This window comes from Micromonospora sp. NPDC049903 (genome assembly GCF_044460945.1).
Lineage (GTDB): Bacteria > Actinomycetota > Actinomycetes > Mycobacteriales > Micromonosporaceae > Micromonospora.
In genome coordinates this window covers 49744-68181 of sequence record NZ_JBITKL010000020.1, presented here as the reverse complement: position 1 = coordinate 68181, position 18438 = coordinate 49744, and the positions used below count along the sequence as shown (strand labels likewise).

At 72.4% G+C, this 18438-nt stretch carries 16 protein-coding genes; 7 read left to right on the top strand and 9 right to left on the bottom strand.

The annotated features are described in order from the left end of the window. Positions 1-140: 140 nt before the first annotated feature. Positions 141-1694: a DUF6297 family protein gene (locus tag ACIBO1_RS24715; protein WP_396750442.1), complete on the bottom strand. Its 1554-nt coding sequence runs from the start codon at positions 1692-1694 to the stop codon at positions 141-143. Then, on the bottom strand, positions 1664-2371 hold the full coding sequence (locus ACIBO1_RS24710; RefSeq protein ID WP_396750440.1) for an ATP-binding cassette domain-containing protein: 708 nt from the start codon (positions 2369-2371) through the stop codon (positions 1664-1666). Before ACIBO1_RS24710 ends, ACIBO1_RS24715 begins: the two co-directional genes overlap by 31 nt. A gap of 64 nt (positions 2372-2435) precedes the next feature. Between ACIBO1_RS24710 and ACIBO1_RS24705 the strand changes: the two genes are divergently transcribed. Beyond that, on the top strand, positions 2436-3365 hold the full coding sequence (locus ACIBO1_RS24705) for an LLM class F420-dependent oxidoreductase (protein WP_396750438.1): 930 nt from the start codon (positions 2436-2438) through the stop codon (positions 3363-3365). A 43-nt stretch (positions 3366-3408) separates the two neighbouring features. Here ACIBO1_RS24705 and ACIBO1_RS24700 read toward each other — a convergent pair whose 3' ends face one another. Further along, positions 3409-3798 (bottom strand): thrombospondin type 3 repeat-containing protein, encoded by a 390-nt coding sequence (locus tag ACIBO1_RS24700; RefSeq protein WP_396750436.1) that lies wholly within the window; start codon positions 3796-3798, stop codon positions 3409-3411. A gap of 59 nt (positions 3799-3857) precedes the next feature. Here ACIBO1_RS24700 and ACIBO1_RS24695 point away from each other — a divergent pair, with 59 nt between their 5' ends. Beyond that, positions 3858-5093 (top strand): D-arabinono-1,4-lactone oxidase, encoded by a 1236-nt coding sequence (locus ACIBO1_RS24695; protein ID WP_396750434.1) that lies wholly within the window; start codon positions 3858-3860, stop codon positions 5091-5093. A gap of 4 nt (positions 5094-5097) precedes the next feature. Here ACIBO1_RS24695 and ACIBO1_RS24690 read toward each other — a convergent pair whose 3' ends face one another. The 3 genes from ACIBO1_RS24690 to ACIBO1_RS24680 form a co-directional block, all read right to left on the bottom strand. Next, on the bottom strand, positions 5098-6237 hold the full coding sequence (locus ACIBO1_RS24690) for a site-2 protease family protein (RefSeq protein WP_396750432.1): 1140 nt from the start codon (positions 6235-6237) through the stop codon (positions 5098-5100). Between the two features lie 300 nt (positions 6238-6537). Next, positions 6538-7266: a hypothetical protein gene (locus ACIBO1_RS24685; protein WP_396750430.1), complete on the bottom strand. Its 729-nt coding sequence runs from the start codon at positions 7264-7266 to the stop codon at positions 6538-6540. A 49-nt stretch (positions 7267-7315) separates the two neighbouring features. Then, entirely contained in the window at positions 7316-8242 is a 927-nt protein-coding gene (locus ACIBO1_RS24680; RefSeq protein ID WP_396750428.1) for an SDR family NAD(P)-dependent oxidoreductase, read from the bottom strand. 216 nt (positions 8243-8458) lie between these two features. Here ACIBO1_RS24680 and ACIBO1_RS24675 point away from each other — a divergent pair, with 216 nt between their 5' ends. Next, positions 8459-9076 (top strand): TetR/AcrR family transcriptional regulator, encoded by a 618-nt coding sequence (locus ACIBO1_RS24675; RefSeq protein WP_396750426.1) that lies wholly within the window; start codon positions 8459-8461, stop codon positions 9074-9076. A gap of 38 nt (positions 9077-9114) precedes the next feature. Here the strand turns inward: ACIBO1_RS24675 and ACIBO1_RS24670 are convergent, their stop codons facing one another. Further along, complete coding sequence (locus ACIBO1_RS24670; RefSeq protein WP_396750424.1) at positions 9115-9957, bottom strand: L,D-transpeptidase family protein; 843 nt, start codon at positions 9955-9957, stop codon at positions 9115-9117. Between the two features lie 399 nt (positions 9958-10356). Then, entirely contained in the window at positions 10357-11805 is a 1449-nt protein-coding gene (locus ACIBO1_RS24665) for an alpha-amylase family protein (RefSeq protein WP_396750422.1), read from the bottom strand. A 297-nt stretch (positions 11806-12102) separates the two neighbouring features. Here ACIBO1_RS24665 and ACIBO1_RS24660 point away from each other — a divergent pair, with 297 nt between their 5' ends. The 4 genes from ACIBO1_RS24660 (at position 12103) to ACIBO1_RS24645 (ending at position 17162) form a co-directional block, all read left to right on the top strand. After that, positions 12103-13890, top strand: a complete 1788-nt coding sequence (locus ACIBO1_RS24660) for a hypothetical protein (protein ID WP_396750420.1) — start codon at positions 12103-12105, stop codon at positions 13888-13890. Continuing rightward, positions 13887-15353 (top strand): NADH-ubiquinone oxidoreductase-F iron-sulfur binding region domain-containing protein, encoded by a 1467-nt coding sequence (locus ACIBO1_RS24655; protein WP_350698391.1) that lies wholly within the window; start codon positions 13887-13889, stop codon positions 15351-15353. Before ACIBO1_RS24660 ends, ACIBO1_RS24655 begins: the two co-directional genes overlap by 4 nt. 130 nt (positions 15354-15483) lie before the next feature. After that, positions 15484-16089, top strand: coding sequence for a redoxin domain-containing protein (locus ACIBO1_RS24650; protein ID WP_396750418.1), 606 nt, complete (start codon positions 15484-15486; stop codon positions 16087-16089). Further along, entirely contained in the window at positions 16089-17162 is a 1074-nt protein-coding gene (locus ACIBO1_RS24645; RefSeq protein WP_396750416.1) for a cytochrome c biogenesis protein CcdA, read from the top strand. Before ACIBO1_RS24650 ends, ACIBO1_RS24645 begins: the two co-directional genes overlap by 1 nt. Here ACIBO1_RS24645 and serS read toward each other — a convergent pair. After that, positions 17149-18429: a serine--tRNA ligase gene (gene serS / locus ACIBO1_RS24640; RefSeq protein WP_396750414.1), complete on the bottom strand. Its 1281-nt coding sequence runs from the start codon at positions 18427-18429 to the stop codon at positions 17149-17151. The genes ACIBO1_RS24645 and serS overlap by 14 nt on opposite strands. Positions 18430-18438 lie beyond the last annotated feature (9 nt).

The following is an 18438-nucleotide window of genomic DNA, read 5'->3' as shown; positions in this document are numbered from 1 at the left end:
GGTGATGGCGTGACCGTAACAGTGACGTCGATGCTTGGGAACCTCTGATTCACACGTCGACCCAACTGCGAGCAGCCTCTTGCGGATGGCTGAAAACGCTGCAAGAATTTGCGTCCACCTCGGCCGGAACAGTCGGTGGCTCACACCCGAGGGCGACGTCCGTCCGTGCCGAAACGCAGATAGGCCAGCACCGCCAGCACCGCGCACACCGCCTGGACGGCGACCCAACCCCAGCCCGGCCGGACCGGCCCGAGCAGGGCGACCAGGGTCGGCGTCGCGAACAGCAGCACGTCCGTCCCGTTGAGCAGCCACAGCACCGGGCCGGGCGAGAAGGCACCCATCGGGGTGACGACCAGCGGAAGGGAGTGGTCGATCCGACCCGCCTGCGCCCGCCGGACGGCCATCATCGCGGCCGTCGGGCCGAACGCCAACCCGAGCGCCCACCAGGGGCCCGGCGGCAGGTCACCGAGCAATCCCAGCACCGCCACGGCCAGTCCGGACCACGCCGTGGCCAGCGCCGTCGGCACGACCAGCCGGATCGCGACCGCCCGCCGGCCGGTCAGCCCGAGCAGCCGCAGTAGCGCCGGATGGGCCGCGTCGCGGCGCAGCGCGTCGAGGGTGACCCCGGCGGTGGTGACCGCCCCCAGCACCAGGGCGGTCGCCGGCAGCCAGCCGGCACCGGCGGTGAGCAACGCCGGCAGTGGAGTCGCCAGGGCCAGCCAGCCCAGCCGCCAACCGCGTCGGCGCAGCACCAGCAGGTCCTGTTGCAGCGGCACCAGCCGGCCGAACCGGGGACGCAGCGGCCGGGAGCGTAGGGTCCGCCGCCGCCAGTACCGTCGCTCACGCAGGTCGGCGAGGAACGACGGCTCGACGGCGTACGCGGCGTCCAGGTACGTGCCGACGGTCAGCGACGGCTCGTGCAGCCGGACGTCGGGTAAGCGCGCCAGGTCGCGGACGGCCAGGGCGGTGAGGCCCGCGACGAGGAGCAGGACGCCGAGGGTGAGCGGGAGCGGCGGCGCGTCGACGCCGGGCAGCGTCGGCATCGGTCGTACCCGGGTGAGCAGCACCGTCGCGCCCAGCGCCACCAGCAGCGCCGGCAGCGTGGCGTCCAGCACCCGGGCGTACCCCGGCCGTCGCTGCGCGGCCGTCGCGAGCAGTGCCAGGAGCGCACCGACGGCCGCACCCAGGGCGAGCCAACCGGCCAGGGCGGACCCGGAGACCGGGCGGACCGCCAGGCGGGCGGCGCCGGCCAACGCCAGCAACGCGCCGATGACCGCACCGACCGCCAGCGCCCGCACCAGTGCCGGCAGCAGCAGACCACGCCGGGGCACCGGCGCCGGCAGCAGCCAGGTCAGCTCACCGCGTCCGAGGACCAACGGGCCGGTCTGACGCAACAGCAGCATCAGGCCGACAGCACCCGCACCCAGCAGCACCAGCACCACAGGTCGGTCCGGCGGGGCCGCCCCCGCCGCCGGCCACATCGCCGACCCGACCCCCGGACCGAACAGCCCGACCGCCATCGCCACCGTCAGCACCAGCAGGTACGCGCTCTCCAGCGAGAGCGAGGGGGCGCGTTCGGCCCGCCGTCGGCGCACCCAGCGGCGTAGCCGGCGGGCGGTCGGCGGCACCGGCTCCCGGCGGGTCGGCGCCTCGGCCACCCGCGTCATGTGCCCGCGTCGGGCGTCGGTGACCATGTGCCCCCGTCGGGCACCGGTGACCAAGTGCTCGCGTCGGGCGTCGGTGACCCGGTGTGCAGCCGGAGGACCGGACAGTCGAGGGCGGCCACGAAGACCGGATCGTGACTGGCGAACAGCAGGCTCCCACCGGCGGCCAGGTGGTCGCCGAGCAGACCGGCCACCACCGGCCGGATCGCCGCGTCCAGCCGCTGCTCCGGCTCGTCCAGCACCAGCAGCTCCGCCGGACGGGCCAGGGCGGCGGCCAGCAGCAGCCGTTGCCGCTCGCCCGAGGAGAGTCGGTCCGGGGTGCCGTCGCCGAGGTCGCGCAGGCCCAACACGGACAGCAGTTCGTCCACCCGACCGTCGGCCGGGTCGTCGCCACCGGCCAGCCGGACCAGCTCCACGTGCTCCCGGACGGTCAGTCCGGCGTACCAGCTCGGCTGCTCGACGGTGGCCACCACCCGGCGCCAGAACGCGGCCGAGCCGTCCGGCGCAGCCCCGAAGACCCGGACCCGGCCTGCGGAGGGGTCGGTCAGGCCGGTGACACAGCGCAACACGGTGGACTTGCCCGCACCGTTCTCGCCGACCAGGCAGAGCGCGCCGCCCGCCGGCAGATCGAAGTCGACGTCCCGCACCACGGTCACGCTGCCGAACGTGACGTGCAGGTCCGCGACGGCGACGACCGGTTCACTCACCGCACCACCCTAGATGGGTGACACAAGTCGGGCGGCACGGCGCTGGGCTTTCTATGCTCGGTCCATGGAACTGCGGATCTTCACCGAACCTCAGCAGGGTGCGACCTACGACGACCTGCTAGCCGTGGCCCGCCGCGCCGAGGAGACCGGCTTCGGCGCCTTCTTCCGCTCGGACCACTACCTCAAGATGGGGTCGGTCAGCGGCGAGCCGGGCCCCACCGACGCCTGGACGACCCTGGCCGGGCTGGCCCGGGACACCCGCTCGATCCGGCTCGGCACGCTGATGACCGCCGCGACGTTCCGGCTGCCCGGCCCGCTGGCCATCACCGTCGCGCAGGTCGACCAGATGAGCGGCGGCCGGGTCGAACTGGGCATCGGCACCGCGTGGTACGACGCCGAGCACAGCGCGTACGGCATCCCGTTCCCGGCGCTCAAGGAGCGCTTCGACCGGCTGGACGAGCAGCTCGCCGTGATCACCGGTCTGTGGCGTACCCCGCCGGGGGAGACGTTCGCGTTCACCGGCCGCCACTACCAGGTCAGCGACTCACCGGCGCTGCCCAAGCCGGTGCAGCAGCCGCACCCGCCGATCCTGCTCGGCGGCATGGGCGCGAAGCGGACCCCGCAGCTCACCGCCAGGTACGCCGACGAGTTCAACCTGCCGTTCGTCTCGATCGACGACACGGTCACCCAGTTCGGTCGGGTGCGTGCCGCCTGCCAGGAGATCGGCCGGAACCCGGACGAGTTGACCTGGTCCAACGCGCTGGTGCTCTGCTGCGGCAAGGACGACGCCGAGGTGGCCCGGCGGGCCGCCGCGATCGGCCGGGAGGCGGACGAGCTGCGCGAGAACGGGCTGGCCGGCACGCCCGCCGAGGTGGTCGACAAGCTCGGCCGGTACGCCTCGGTGGGCAGCCAGCGGGCCTACCTCCAGGTGCTCGACCTGGGCGACCTGGACCACCTGGACCTGGTCGCCTCGGAGGTGCTGCCGCAGCTGTGAGCGGTGCGGCTGGTCTTGGCGGTGCGGTGTCGACCCCGGCCCGTCAGCGGGTCGGGGTCCGCAGCACGGTCTCCAGCCGCCCGTCGCGGTCGTTGTCGAGGTAGGTGACGTCCGGGATCCCGTCGCCGTCGAGGTCGTACTGCACCACGTCGGCCACACCGTCGCCGTCGAAGTCGGTGACCACCGCGACCGAACCGTCCAGGTGCCGGCTGACGATCGACCGCGCGCCGCCCTCGATCCGGGGCGGCGGGCCGGGGGTCGGCACCGGCGCCGGCGCCGGTCCCGGCGCGGGTGACGGCTGCGGGGTGGGCTGGCCCGCCGGGTACGCACCGGTCGGCGCGCTGGCCGGGAACACGCCGCTGCCGGTCGGGTCGATCTCCTCCTCGGAGGGGTACACGTCGCCACGAGGGGCGGGATCACGGTAGCTGCTCATCGGCGTAGGGTTCCCCGACGGAGCCGACGGTAACCGTCGGCAGGGCAGGGGGAGGTCGCGTGTCGACGCAGCGCAACTGGGCGGGCAACATCCGGTACTCCGCGCGGGCGTATCACCGGCCGTCGTCCGTGGACGAGCTGCGCGAGCTGGTCGCCGGAAGCGAGCACATCCGGGCGGTGGGCAGCGGGCACTCCTTCAACCGGCTCGGTGACACCACCGGCGACCTGGTCGACCTGTCCGGGTTGCCGGACACGATCCGGCTCGACCCGCAGCGCCGGACCGTCGACGTCCCGGCCGCGATCCGCTACGGCGACCTGGCCACCTGGCTGCACCAGCGGGGGTACGCGCTGGCCAACCTGGCCTCCCTGCCGCACATCTCGGTGGCCGGCGCGGTCGCCACCGGCACCCACGGTTCCGGTGTCACCGTCGGCAACCTGGCCACCACCGTCGCCGGACTCGAACTGGTCACCGGCACCGGCGACCTGCACACCGTCGACCGGGACTCGGCCGACTTCGCCGGCACGGTCGTCGCCCTCGGGGCCCTCGGCGTGGTCACCCGGATCACCCTGGACGTGGTGCCCACCTACGACATCCGGCAGTACGTGCGGCTGGACCTGCCCCGCGCCGCGCTGGACGAGGCGCTCGCCGCCGCGTACAGCGTCAGTGTCTTCACCGACTGGCGCTCCACCCTCGGCACCCAGGTCTGGCGCAAGCAGCTCGCCGACCAGCCGCCACCGCCCGCCGACTGGCTCGGCACCACGGCGGCCGACCGGCCCTGGCACCCGGTGCCCGGCATGCCCACGGTCAACTGCACCGAGCAGCTCGGGGTGGCCGGGCCGTGGCACGAGCGGTTGCCGCACTTCCGGCTCGGCTTCACCCCGAGCAGCGGCGACGAGTTGCAGTCCGAGTACCACCTGCCGCGCGCCGACGCCGCCGAGGCGCTGGCCGCGCTGGACGAGGTGGCCCACCTGATCGCCCCGGTCTCGCAGACCAGCGAGCTGCGGACGATCGCGGCCGACCGGCTGTGGCTGAGCCCCCAGTACGACCGGGACACCCTTGCCGTCCACTTCACCTGGATCGCCGACACCACGCAGGTGCTGCCGGTGCTCGCCGAGGTGGAGCGCGCGCTGGCCCCCTTCGCCCCGCGCCCGCACTGGGGCAAGGTCTTCACCCTGCCGCCCGAGACGATCGCGGCCACCTACCCCCGCTGGGCGGACTTCGCCGCGCTGCTCACCCGGCTGGACCCGACCGGCCGGTTCCGCACCGAGGAACTGGACCACCTCTTCCCCCGCTGACCTGTCAGCGGCCGGCGGTGACCTGGTCGCGCATGCTGCCGCGTTGCACGGCCCGGCTGATGTCGCTGGGCGAGACGATGCCGACCAGGCGACCGTCGGTGACCACCAGCGCCCGCCCGTCGGCGCAGTCGCTGAGCCGGGGCAGCAGGTCGGTGAGCTGCTCGTCGGGGGAGGCGAGCACCAACTCGTCGGAGCGGCAGGCCACCGACTCCAGCGTGGTGCTGCCCCGCGCGTCACTCGGCACACCGCGTACCCGGTCGAGGGTGACCAGGCCGACCGGTCGGCCGTCCTCGGTCAACGGCAGCGCGGTGTGGCGGTACGCGAAGAGGTAGTTGTCCACGAAGTCGGCCACCGTCATCTCGCCCGAGGCGGTCTGCGGCTGCGGGGTCATCACGTCGGCCACCCGGATCCCGCGCAGCGCCGAGCCCACCCGCGCCTGCCGCTCCTCCAGACTGGCCGCGCCGATCAGGAACCAGCCGATCAGGGCCAGCCAGAGCCCGCCCACACCGGCGCCGGTGAGGAACCGGAACAACCCGAAACCGATCAACGCCAGACCCAGCACCCACCCGGCCCGGGCCGCCACCACCGTCGCCCGGGTCCGGTCCCCGGTGGCCTTCCACACCGCCGCCCGCAGCAGCCGCCCACCGTCGAGCGGGGCGGCCGGCAGGATGTTGAAGACCGCCAGCAGCAGGTTGATCCCGCCCAGCCAGGCCATCACACCCAGCCACAGCCCGTGTACCCCGGCGACGCTGAGCAGCATCGCGAGCACCCCGAAGAAGGCGCCGATGATCAGGCTGACCAGCGGCCCCACCCCGGCGATCCGCAGCTCGGCACCGGGCGTACGCGCCTCGCCGCGCAACTCCGCCACCCCGCCGAACAGCCAGAGGGTGATCCCGCCGACGCCCAACCCGTTGCGCTTGGCCACCACCGCGTGCGACACCTCGTGCGCCAGCAGGCCCAGGAAGAACACGATGGCCGCCGCCAGCCCCGCCAGCACGTACGCGACCACCGACCGGTCCGGGTACGACACCGGGAACAGGTTGGCCGACAGCCCCCACCAGATCAGCGCGAAGATGACCAGGACGCTCCAGTTGACCCCGACGGGTACGCCCACGATCCGGCCGAGCCGGAAACTCGCCCTCATGTGTCGCTGATACCCCCGCAGGTCGTTTCCATGCAGTCCGGAACGTCACCACTGCGGCTACCTACCGGTCCTCGTCCCCGAGCGCCGCAAGGAGCCCGGAATGGCGCATCAGCCACGGCGCTCGACGAAGCTCATGAATCCGTGGCGGCCCGAGCACTATCCGACATCTATGCGCGTCGCCGCCCCGAAATCCCTAAGCGGCGGGCTTTGCGCACTGGACCCTCGATGGGGCTGGGCCGCTGTCGAGCTGATGGCGCAGGCGGTTCGACCCCCGGTCGACGTGGCGTCTGGCTAGTGCGTCTACATGGTTGATCGAATCAAATCGATCTGACTCCAGAGCAGTGCTCCCGCCACGCTGGCCACCACGGACGCCGCGACGAACGTCGGCCAGGACCTCGTGGCCCTGCGGTGAGCAAGGAGAACGGTGACGCTCACCGTCGCGAGCGCGATGCCGGCCCCGGCAGCGACGAGGTGGCCCAGGAAGAACGGGTCGTCCAGGAGATGCCACGCCTGGAAGGTGGCCACGAGGTGCAGCCCCTGGCCGGCGAGCAGGCCCACCGCCGCCCCGGCGGCGAGCGAGGCTCGCAGTCGTGTCCCGCGCCGGACGGTCGAACCCAGCCAGCCGAGTGTCACCCCGGCGGCGACGGAGGCGACGAGCCAGAGCGCGGCGTGGCGACCCACCGAGGCCAGGCCCGACATGGCGGCAGAACTGCCGTCCGCCAACTGCCCGGAGTGCCAGCGCCGTCCGTGCACCAGGATGAGCCCGTAGTACGCGACGGTGGCGACGAGCAGCAGCGTGGTGGCGTTGCGGACGGCGCTCCAAGGGGTGTGCGACGCGTACCCGGCCAGTAAGGCTGCCATGCCCCAGATGAAGCCGGTGCTGGTCAGCGTGAGGATGACCAGTCCCACTACACCCGGCACTTCGTCGCCGACGAAGGCGAACAGACCGAGGACCCCACCGCCCGCCAGGACCGGCCACCAGAGCCGGGCCTGGCGGGTGACGGTCGGCACCGCAGCGGGTGGGGTCATCCGGTCTCCTCGCTTGACCTCGTCTACGTGGTGGCCGGAGGGCGGTCGATCACAGGTCCGGGATCTCGCCGCCGCTGGTGCCGCTGAGCATGCCACCGTCGACCACGACGCTCGTACCGGTCAGGAAGCTCATCTCGGCCGAGGCGAGGTTGAGCGCGGCGGCGGCCATCTCCTCCGGCTTGGCCATCCGGCGTAGGCCGTCGACGTTGACGCGGCCCCATTCGGCCTTTCCGGCCGCCCACTGCTCGTCGGTGATGCCCGGCGGTCGTTGCGCCTCCACCAGCGCGGTCTCGGTGGTGCCGGGGGCCAGCGACACGACCCGGATGCCGTACTGGCCGAGCTCGATGGCGGCGGTACGGACGATCCCGGTGACCGCGCTCTTGCTCGACGAGTACGCGGACAGGCCGTACCGGGTGGTGAACTCGTTGGCGGAGCCGGTGACCAGGATGACGCCGCCCTTGGCCTTCATGTGCCGGATCTGGTACTTGATGGAGAGGAAGACGCCCCGGGTGTTGGTCTCCGCGTGTGCGTCCCAGCCGGCCACGCTCGTCTGCTCCAGGGTGGTCCACGGTTCCTGGATGCCGGCGTTGTTGAACGCCACGTCCAGGCCGCCGTAGCGCTGCGCGATCCGGTCCACGAAGGTCTTCACCTCGGCCGGCTGTCGGACGTCGGCCCGCAGGTAGGTCGCCTCACCGCCGGCCGCCCGGATCTCCCGTTGCACCTCGCGTCCCAGGTGCTCGCGTCGGCCGCAGAAGCCGACCTTGGCACCTTCGGCGGCGAAGGCGAGGGCGGCGGCCCGGCCGATGCCGGAGGTGGCACCGGTGATGAGGACGACCTTGCCCGCGTACCGGCGCTGTCGGGCCGGAGTGGCGGCGCCGGCGGGGGTCGCGCTGCCGGCCAGGACGCCGGTGGCGGCGACGGCTGCGGCCGTGCCGGTGAGCAGGGTGCGTCGGTCGACGGATCGGTGGTCGGGCATGGCTGGACTCCTTGTCGGGGTGCCGGGTCGTCCTGGCGCGGGGTTTCGTCGATGGGCCCGGTGCGGACGACGGCGTGGAGTGCGATCGCAGGAGGCCCCGCCGCTGGTGCGCGCCGGGCACGGTAATCTCCCGCTGAACGGTTTGCGAGTCGCCGCTCGTGTTCGTTGACCACGATACGAGTAATCGCTCGTATTTTTCAAGGGGAGGGCTCGACAGTGGAGGCGACTGAGGATCGGCCACGGCGTCGACAGGCGCGCGGCGAGCGGCGGATCGCCGACATCCTCGACGCGGCCGCATCCGTCTTCGGTGAGTCGGGCTACGAGAAGGCGACGACCAACGCCATCGCCACCGTGGCCGGCATCTCACCCGGCTCGCTGTACCAGTTCTTCCCGAATAAGGAGGCGATCGCGCAGGCGCTGGCCGACCGGTTCGTCAGCCGGATGCGCGAGGCGCACCAGGGCGCGTTCGAGGGTGCCGACTTCGCCACGATGGACCTCGACGGCCTGCTCGACCGGGTGGTCGACCCGATCCTGGCCTTCAACCTCGACAACCCGGGATTCAAGGCGCTGTTCGCCCGGCCCGACATGCCGGCCGGACTCACCCAGGCGGCGGCGCCGATCCAGGCCGCCCTGCTGGGCCGGGTCGAGGCCGTTCTCGCCGCCCGCGTGCCCGACCTGGCGGCGCAGGATCGCACCCGGGCGGCGCGCACGCTGGTACAGGTCTTCAAGGGGATGCTGCCGATCGTCGTCGCCGCGCCCGAGGGCGAACGGGAGATCGAGGTACGCGAGCTGAAGAAGGTGCTTCGCGGCTACCTGGTCCCGATCGTCGGCTGAGCCGGGTGCGGCGGCCCTGCTGTGTGTCGGCGGTCTGCTCAGGCGGTGGCCGGTGCGGCGGGTAGTTCGTCGACGACCACCACGGGGCTGCCCTCGGGCACCTCGGCCAGCAGTTGCCGCTGACCACTCGGGGTGAGCCGGATGCAGCCGTTGGTGGTCTGCCGACCCAGTTCGCCGTCGTGGTACCAGGTGTGGATGCCGATGTGGGCGCCGCGCAGCCCGGCCGGCACCGAGTCCGGGTCGTCGGGGATCGAGCCGAGGGCGTAGATGTCCACCCCGCCGTAGACGCTCTCCGGCGGTGGGGTGCGGCCCAGGACGAAGGTGCGGCCCAGCGGTGTCTCCTGGCCGCGCTGGCCCAGGCTGACCTGCCAGGTGCGGCGGGCGACCCCGTCGCGGTACCAGGTGAGGCGGTACGGCACCCGTTCCACCACGATCTGGTCCCGCAGCGCGACGGTCCGGAAGCCACCGGGCGGCAGCCAGGCCAGCTTGCGGTTGGCCGACGGCAACAGGACGGCGGTCCAGCCCTGCTCGCGTCGGGCGATCGGTACGGTGAGCGGCACCCCGCTGATGGTGGGCATCAGGAAGGCGACCGGTCGCCCGCCCGGCCCGTCGTATGCGGCCAGTCGTCGGGTCGGCCGCAGCCCCTCGGTCAACGGGGTGGTGTCCAGGGTGTCCGGATCGTCGGGAAAGCCGGTCGGCGCCGGGTCGTAGTCGATCTCGGGCAGGTCGTCCGGTGCCGGTGCGGCGGACGCGACGATCTCGTCGAGCGGTGGCGGCGTCGTACTCGGTATCTCCGCCCGGTCGCTCGGCCGTGCGATCGGTGCCGGCTCCGGCGACGGTGTCAGTGCCCAGCCCGCGTACGTCGACCCGCCCAGCAACACGGCGGCCCCGACCGCCGCGACGACTCCCCGTCGCCCTCTGCCCCAGTCCCCAATCCGCACAACTAACCCTAACAACCCAACAACCCCAAAAACCCCATTTCCCCACACCCACCCACCCACCCACCCACCCACCCCCACCCCCACCCTCGGATCGCGTTGATCAAGAAGTTCGCGTCACGCCGAGATCGAAATCCTGACGCAAACTTCTTGATCACCCCGTCCCAGCGAACGGGTGCGTTGCCGCGTGCGGGCTGGCCGGGGGTGCCGGTGATCAAGGAGTTTGCGTCGAGATTCGGTGAGGTTTTGGCGCAAACCTCTTGATCAACACGGCGGGGCGGGGGCGGGGCGGGGGCGGGGCGGGGTGGGGTGGGGTGGGGACGGGGGAGGGGGGACGGGGGGTTAGGGGAGGCGGGCGTTTGTGTGGAGGGCTATGGCGTCGTGGGCGGGGATGGTGGCGGCGAACCAGCCGTTGGCGTCGACGGTGATGACCGGGCCGCTGCAGGTGCCGTTGGCGAAGGTGCCGTGGATGACGTCGCAGTAGCGGCCGGCGGGCAGGCCGGTCTGGTACGAGCGGCCGGTGATCGGGAAGTCCTCGTCGTTGATGGTGACGAAGCCCCGGCCGGTGCGGCTGAAGGCGATGTGCTGGTAGCCGTTGTCGTACCAGTTGCTGACCCCGGTGCCCTCGGTGGCGTTGCGGAAGCCGACCATGTTGGCGATCACCGGCCAGCGGTGCTCGCATTCCCAGCCGGAGTAGCAGGTGGTGTTCAGCGTCCTGTTGTTGCCGTCCGAGGGCGGGCCCGCGTCGCGGTTGGTGATGGTGTAGCTGGACATCACCGTCGCCGAACCGTACGGCCAGGCCAGCATGAAGGCGTTGGCCAGCGCGTACGTGCCCCGGTCGCGATAGGTGAGCACCCCGCCGTCGTCGCGCTGGGTGTCGTGGTTGTCGACGAAGACCGACGCTACCGAGCTGGGCAGGTGCCCCCAGCCCTCACCGAAGTTGCGCAGGTAGGCGAGCCGTTCGGAGCGGAAGACCCGGGCCAGGTCCTTGCCGTAGCGGAACTCGTGCACGTCACCGTTGCCGGTGTACTCCTCGGGCCGGATCGGTTCGCCGGCACCGTGGATGACCTCCTGCACCACGTACGCGGGGCGGTTCAGGCGGCGCAGGATGTCGGCGATGTCGGCGGCGGGCATGTGCTTGCTGGCGTCCAGCCGGAAGCCGTCCACGCCCAGTGACAGCAGGTCGTTGAGGTACCCGGCCAGCCGGGACCGGACGTACTCGGAGCCGGTCTTGAGGTCGGCGAGGTTGACCAGCTCGCAGTTCTGGACCTCGTACCGGTCCAGGTAGTTGACGATGTCGTTGTTGCCGTTGCGGCCGCAGTAGTGGAAGTCCTGCGCCTGGTAGATGCCGGGGTAGACGTGGTGCTGGTAGGACGAGCCGGCCCAGCCGGTGCCGCCGTTGGTCTGGCCGGACATGTGGTTGACGACGGCGTCGACGATCACCTTGACGCCGGCCGCCTGGCAGGTGGCCACCATGGACCGGAACTGCTCGCGGGTGCCCTTGCGGGACTCGATCCGGTAGCTGACCGGCTGGTAGGCGACCCACCACTGGTTGCCGCGTACGTGTTCCTGCGGGGGTGAGACCTGGACGTAGCCGTAGCCCTTGGGGCCGAGTGTGCTCGTGCACTCGGCGGCCACCGAGGGCCAGTTCCACTCGAAGAGGTTGGCGATGACCTTCTTGCCGCCGGTCGGGGCGGCGGCGGCCGGGGGTGTGGCCACGGTGCCGGGTGCGAGGAGGCTGGCGATCACGGCGAGAGCGATGATCGCCGGGCGGAGTCGACGTCGATGCATCGGGTGCTCCTGGGGTGCCGGAGGACGGGGGACGGCAGTGCGGTTGACCGGATCTTGCAACCGGGGCTGAAAATTTCGGCAAGGTTACAAGCGCATTTCATCACCTGTCAATGCATGGACGTCCGTGACTGTCCCGGACAGGGTGGCGGAGCCGCTACACGCGCCGGGCGGGGAGACGGTTCGACAACTCGTCGAGAAATTTTCGGCTGGAGCTAATCCGACTGAACGCTACGGACGTACTGGTGGGGGGAACAGGGTCGGCCGGCGGTGCGCCGCCGCGAGACGATCGAGGAGCTAATGGCCCGGGCTACGCAGAACGAGAAGGCGCCTGCCGTCCGTACCAGCACCAGCACCAGAGGCATCCGGGTACGGTCCCGCGGCCAGATCCTGGCGCTGTCCGCGTCCGGGATCGCGGCGCTGTGGGCGCTGATGATGCTCACCAACGTCGGCCAGCGGGCGTACGCCATGGGCTTCTTCTTCACCGAGTTCTTCGCCGGTGTGATCGCCCTGGTCGCGTTGAGTCTGACCGTGATGATGGGGCTGCTCGCCACCGACCGGCTGGTGCTGCTGATCCGGCACCGGGTGCTGTTGCAGTCGGCGCACCGGGCCACCGGCATCCTCGGCGTCGCCGGCCTGGTCTTCCACGTCATCACGAAGATCGCCAGCGGTCGGGCCGGGGTGACCGACATGGCGGTGCCGTTCGTCGGGGGCCGGGGGCTCTACGTCGGTCTCGGCACCATCGCCGCGCTGCTCATGGTGGGTGTGCTCTGGACCGGCATCATCCGGGCCCGGTTCGCCGACGTCGGTCCCAAGTGGCTGTGGCGCGGCCTGCACTCGATGGCGTACCTGTCCTGGCCCTTCGGCATCTTCCACGGCCTCGGCGCCGGACGCGCGCCGGCCACCTGGGTCACCCTCAGCTACTGGCTCTGCGTGGTGTTGGTGGTGGTGGCGCTGCTGGTCCGCCTCTCGGTCAGCCTCCAGCGCCGCAGTCGCGAGCAGCACCAGGCCGCCGCGCTCAACGAGGCGATGACCGGCAGCAAGTCCACCGAGGAGACCCGGGGCAAGGGCCTGCTCGGCACCCTCACCGGCCGGCGCGCCGAGGGCGAGGACGGCCGCGAGAAGCGGGTGCGCCGCGACATGAGCTGGGCCGAGAGCACCTCCGGCACCTGGGCCAGCCCGACCATCCGGCGCAACGACCCGGAGCGCTTCACCGTGCCGGTGGTCCCCGAGCCGGGCAGTCTGCGCGAGCCGGTACGTCCCGGCCGGGACCGCCTCGACGAGGACCTGGAGCCGGTGGTGCGGCGGCCCTCGCGCCGCGAGGAGGAGGAGTTCGAGCGGGCCATCCGCCGCGAGACCGAGCTGATGGAACCGGTGTCCCGACGGCGTGACGAGGAACCGGTCGGTCGGCGTGCCGTCCGCCGCGACGACGAGCTGGAGTCCACCGGGCGGCGCGCGTACCGCCGGGACGAGGAGGAGCTGGAGCCGGTGGGCCGCCGGGTCCGCGAGGACGAGGAGCCGGTCCGGCGCCGTGCGTCCCGCCGCGAGGAGGAGCGCGAGTCGGTGGGCCGACGCTCCGCGCGCCGCCGCGAGGAGGAGTCGGAGTACGAGCGCGAGCCGGGCGGCCGACGCCGCCGCGACGACGAGGAGACCGGCCGGTACCGCCGCTCCCGGGTGGACGACGACGCCGGTACCCGCTACTCGTCCCCGCCCCGCCGCCGCGCCGACGAGCCGGAGGAGCCCTGGGACAGCCCGCGTCGCTGGGAGTCGAACGCCCCGATCTCGGCCGGTCCGATCTCCGGTGCGCCCATCTCGGGTTCGCCGATCTCGGGTACGCCCATTTCGGCCGAGCCGCGCAGCGGAGGCGGGCGGCACAGCGTGGAGGACGACGTGCCGGAGGCGGAGAACGACTACTGGCGGCCTCCGGCCCGGTACGCGACGGAGGACGACGTGGACGACGACACCCCGACCCTGGTCGACCTCGCCTCCCGGCGCGCCCGCCGGGCGTCGGACAGCCGGCGCCGCCGGGCCGACCCGGAGAAGGTGGACGGCGCCTACTGGGCCGGGCTGCGAGGGGAGGCCAAGTGACGGAGCGTGCCGTGGTCCCGCCGGTGGCCTGTGTCGGTGAGCCCCGGCTCACCGCCGGGTTCGCCGAGTTCGGCCGGCTCGACCTGCAGGCCCACGAGATGGTGCACGGCCCGATCAGCCCGATGGAGCCGTCCAACCTGCTGCGTCTCGCGGAGGGCATCCAGCTCAAGGGCAAGGGCGGCGCCGGGTTCCCGTTCGCCAGGAAGCTGCGGGCGGTGCTGGAGTCCTGTGAACGCCAGGACCTGCCGCCGGTGGTGGTGGTCAACGCCACCGAGGGGGAGCCGGCGAGCTGGAAGGACAAGGTGATCCTCACCCGGGCCCCGCACCTGATCCTGGACGGCGCGGCGCTGGCCGCCTTCGCGTTGGACGCCGAGGAGATCGTGCTCTGCGTGGCCGACGACCTGGTCGGCCGGGACTCCCTGATGGAGGCGCTGGACGAGCGGCGGATGCCGGTGCCGACCAGCGTGGTGACGGTGCCGCACCGGTTCATCAGCGGGGAGGGCGGCGCGTTGGTCAACGGGATCAACGGGCTGCCGCACATCCCGCCCGGCACCAAGAAGCGCTCCAGCGACTCCGGCGTCAGCAACCTGCCCACTCTGCTCTCCAACGCCGAGACGTACTCGCAGCTCGCGGTGGCCGCCCGCCTCGGCCCGTACGAGTACGCGGCGCTCGGCACCGACGACGAGCCGGGCACCGTGCTGCTCAGCGTGACCGGTGCGGCCAAGCGGCACGCGGTGGTGGAGTGCGCGGCCGGCACCCCGCTGCGGGAGATCCTCGAACTCTGCGAGGTGCCCGACGGGCCGGGCATCCTGATGGGCGGCTACCACGGCAAGTGGATCACCAGGGAGGCGGCGGAGAAGGCCGAGGTCTCCCGCAAGGGGCTCGCCGCGGTCGGCGGCACCCTCGGTGCCGGCATCATCGTGCCGCTCGCGAACGACACCTGCCCGCTCGGCGAGGCCGCCCAGGTGGTGCGCTACCTGGCCGGTGAGTCGGCCGGGCAGTGCGGACCGTGCAAGCGCGGCCTGCCCGACCTGGCCCGCGCGGTCGACCTGGCGGTCTCCGGCAGCGCGCCGGTGGAGGTGGTCCGGGCCGCCGCCGGCGACGTCAAGGGGCGCGGTGCGTGCAGCCACCCCGACGGTACGTCCCGCTTCGCGCTGTCGGCGATGGAGGTCTTCGCCGACGACCTCAAGAAACACACCACCGGCGAGGGCTGCGGCCGGCGGGTCAAGGGCATGATGGGCCTGCCCGGCGCCCCCGACCCGGATCCGCAGAAGCTGGTCCTGGACTGGTCCCGGTGCGACGGCCACGGCCTCTGCGCCCACGTGGTGCCGGACTTCATCCGGCTCGACCAGAACGGCTACCCCGCCTTCCCGCCCACCCCGGTGCCGACCTGGCTGCGGGAGGGCGCGTCGAAGGCGGTCAAGGTCTGCCCGGAGCTGGCGCTGCGGTTGACCAAGGCCTGAGCGTGCCGCGACCGAAGCTGGCACCGGGCAGGCGTGCCGCGACCGAAGCGGGAGTGCGTGCGCGTGCGGTGACCGAAGCGGGACCGGGCGGGCGGCCGGTGGCCGTACCAGCGAACCGAAGGAGACACCGATGAGGCCGGTCCGACAGACGCGACGTGCCATCGGTGCGGTCGCCGTCCTGCTCGCCGCCGCGCTGGCGGCCGGCGGCTGCGGTGCCGCGGATTCGGTCGAGGAGGCCGCGGCCGTACCGGAGTCCGCCGCCGCGCCCGCACCCACCTCGGCGTCTGCGGAGCCCGCCGGACCGACGCCCGGCCCCACCGCCCCGGTGCCGGTACCCGACACTCTGAAGTTCACCGGGCAGACCCTGGCCGGTACGGATTTCGACGCCGCCGCCCTGGCCGGTCGTCCGGTGGTGCTCTGGTTCTGGGCACCCTGGTGCGCCACCTGTGCCAGCCAGGCGTGGACCATCGCCGAGATCGAACCCGGCTTCCGGGACACCGTGCCGATCGTCGGCGTCGCCGGGCTCGGCGAACGCAAGGCGATGACCGACTTCGTCACCGAATTCGAACTCGGCCCGATGCCGCAGATCGACGACCGGCAGGGCACGCTCTGGAAGCGGTTCGGGGTCGTCGAGCAGAGCACCTTCGTGATCATCGATCGGGAGGGCAAGGTCGCGCACAAGGGGTGGCTGGACGGGGAGGACCTCACCCGGCGGGTCACCGCCCTGGCCGCCTGATGGAGGCGCCGCTCCTGCTCGCGCTGACCGCGGGCATGCTCGGCGCGGTCAACCCGTGCGGCTTCGCGATGCTGCCGGCGTACCTGTCGCTGCTGGTCGCCGGGGCCACCGACACCCGGGGCGCCGTCGGCCGGGCACTCACCGCCGCCGCCGCGCTCACCTGCGGGTACGTGCTGGTGTTCGGTGCCTTCGGCCTGGCCCTGGCCCCGTTCGCCGGGTGGCTGCGTCCCCGGCTGCCGTGGTTCACCGTCGGGCTGGGACTGCTGCTCCTGCTGCTCGGCTGCTGGCTGCTCGCCGGACGACGGCTGCCCAGCCTGCGCCCGCTGCCCCGGGCACCCCGGCTGACCCGCAGTTGGCCGTCGATGGTGCTGTTCGGCATGGCGTATGCCGCCGCCTCGCTGGGCTGCGCCATCGCGCCGTTCCTGGCGATCGTGGTGACCAGCCTTCAGGCCGGGTCGACCGGACGCGGGCTGGCGCTGTTCGGGGCGTACGCCCTGGGGATGGGGTTGGTGGTCGCGGTGGCCGCGCTCGGCGTGGCGCTGCTGCGCGGCGAGGTGGTGGCCCGGCTGCGGGGCGCCGGCGCCTGGGCACCCCGGGTCAGTGGCCTGGTGCTGCTGCTCGCCGGTGGTTACGTCGCCTGGTACGGCTGGTACGAGGCGCGGCTGGCCGCCGGTCGTCGCGAGGCGCTCGCCGATCCGGTGGTGAGCGCCGTCGCCGGTGTCCAGCGTTCGCTGGCGGCGGCTCTGGACAGCGCGGGTCCGGCGGTGCTCGTCGCGGCTGTCGGCGTGCTGCTGCTCGCCGGCTTGCTGCGAAGGAAGGGCCCCTTATTAACGCCTGCGGTAGAGCAGGGGTCCCCTGCTAACACCGCACCCCGCCGCGAGCCCTCGGACGCGAGCGCACGAAGCGGCACTGCACCGAGCGGCACTGCACCGAGCGGCACCGCACCACCGGTCGATGCCGCATCGGTCGATACCGCACGGATCGGCAGCGCGCCGGTCGGCGTACCGGGCAGCGGGTCGGAGCGTCGGGGGTCGCACGCGGCGACCCCCGACGAACCGGTCAGCGCGGGGTGAGTCGGTCGGTGCCGATCCGGTCGCGGAGCACCTCCGGCACCAGCACCGAACCGTCGGCCTGCTGGAACTGCTCCAGGATCGCCGGCAGCAGCCGGCTGGTCGCCAGCGCCGAGCCGTTCAGCGTGTGTACGAACCGGGTCTGCTTGCCGCCCGGCTCGCGGTAGCGGATCGCCGCCCGTCGGGCCTGGTAGTCACCGCCCCAGGAGACCGACGAGACCTCCTTGTACTTGCCGGTGCTGGGCATCCACACCTCGATGTCCAGCGTCTTGCGCATCGAGGCGCTGGAGTCGCCGGCCGCCAGCAGGCTGCGCTGGTAGTGCAGGCCCAATCCCTCGACCAGGCTCTCCGCGTGGGCAACCATCTGTTCCAGCGCGGCGTCGGCCTGCTCGGGCAGGGTGAACTGGAAGATCTCCACCTTGTTGAACTGGTGGCCCCGCACGGTGCCGCGCTCGTCGGAGTGCGAGCCCGCCGCCTCGCGGCGGTAGCAGGGGGTGTACGCGAACACCCGCAGCGGCAGCTTCGCGGTCTCCAGGATCTCGTCCTGGTATGCGCCGAGGATCGCCGTCTCCGCCGTCGGCAGCAGGAACTGCCCACGCGGGGCGGACTGCTTGTCCAGGTGGTAGACGTCGTCGTAGAACTTCGGGAACTGGCCGGCGGCGAAGCCCGCGGTGTCCAGCAGCAGGTGCGGCGGGAGCAGGAACTCGTACCCGGCCTCGATGTTGCTCTCGATCAGCCAGTTGACCAGCGCCCACTCCAGGCGGGCACCCAGGCCGGTGTACATCCAGAAGCCCGACCCGCCCAGCTTGACGCCGCGCTCGTGGTCGACCAGGCCCAGCGCCCGGCTCAACTCGACGTGGTCACGGACCTTCTCGATCGCCGGAGGCGCGCCGAAGGTCTTCACCACCCGGTTGGCCTCCTTGCCGCCGGGGACCACGTCGTCGGCGGGCAGGTTGGGCAGCTCGCTCATCACGGTACGCAGCCGTGCCTGCACCTCGTCGAGTTCGCTCTCCAACTCGGCGATCTGCTTGCGGCCGACCTCGGAGGTCGTCTCCGGCTCGACACCGGCCCGCTTCGCCTGCGCGTACGCCCGGGCCTCGGCCTTGCGACGCTGGCGTTCCCCGTCGATCTCACTGATCAGCCGGCGACGCTCCCGGTCGAGCTGCTGGATGTCGTCCAGCGCCCGGTCGACCTCGGCGGCCTCCAGCCGCTTCGCCAGCGCGGTCGCCACCGCGTCGCGATCCTTCCGGATCAACTCCATGTCGAGCATGCTGCTCCG

Bases quoted from the DNA above. Each gene is read 5' to 3' on its own strand.
- ACIBO1_RS24715 (WP_396750442.1), bottom strand. From the start codon at position 1,694: ATGGTCACCGACGCCCGACGCGGGCACATGACGCGGGTGGCCGAGGCG.
- ACIBO1_RS24705 (WP_396750438.1), top strand. From the start codon at position 2,436: ATGGAACTGCGGATCTTCACCGAACCTCAGCAGGGTGCGACCTACGAC.
- ACIBO1_RS24700 (WP_396750436.1), bottom strand. From the start codon at position 3,798: ATGAGCAGCTACCGTGATCCCGCCCCTCGTGGCGACGTGTACCCCTCC.
- ACIBO1_RS24690 (WP_396750432.1), bottom strand. From the start codon at position 6,237: ATGAGGGCGAGTTTCCGGCTCGGCCGGATCGTGGGCGTACCCGTCGGG.
- ACIBO1_RS24685 (WP_396750430.1), bottom strand. From the start codon at position 7,266: ATGACCCCACCCGCTGCGGTGCCGACCGTCACCCGCCAGGCCCGGCTC.
- ACIBO1_RS24680 (WP_396750428.1), bottom strand. From the start codon at position 8,242: ATGCCCGACCACCGATCCGTCGACCGACGCACCCTGCTCACCGGCACG.
- ACIBO1_RS24665 (WP_396750422.1), bottom strand. From the start codon at position 11,805: ATGCATCGACGTCGACTCCGCCCGGCGATCATCGCTCTCGCCGTGATC.
- ACIBO1_RS24660 (WP_396750420.1), top strand. From the start codon at position 12,103: ATGGCCCGGGCTACGCAGAACGAGAAGGCGCCTGCCGTCCGTACCAGC.
- ACIBO1_RS24650 (WP_396750418.1), top strand. From the start codon at position 15,484: ATGAGGCCGGTCCGACAGACGCGACGTGCCATCGGTGCGGTCGCCGTC.
- ACIBO1_RS24645 (WP_396750416.1), top strand. From the start codon at position 16,089: ATGGAGGCGCCGCTCCTGCTCGCGCTGACCGCGGGCATGCTCGGCGCG.
- serS (WP_396750414.1), bottom strand. From the start codon at position 18,429: ATGCTCGACATGGAGTTGATCCGGAAGGATCGCGACGCGGTGGCGACC.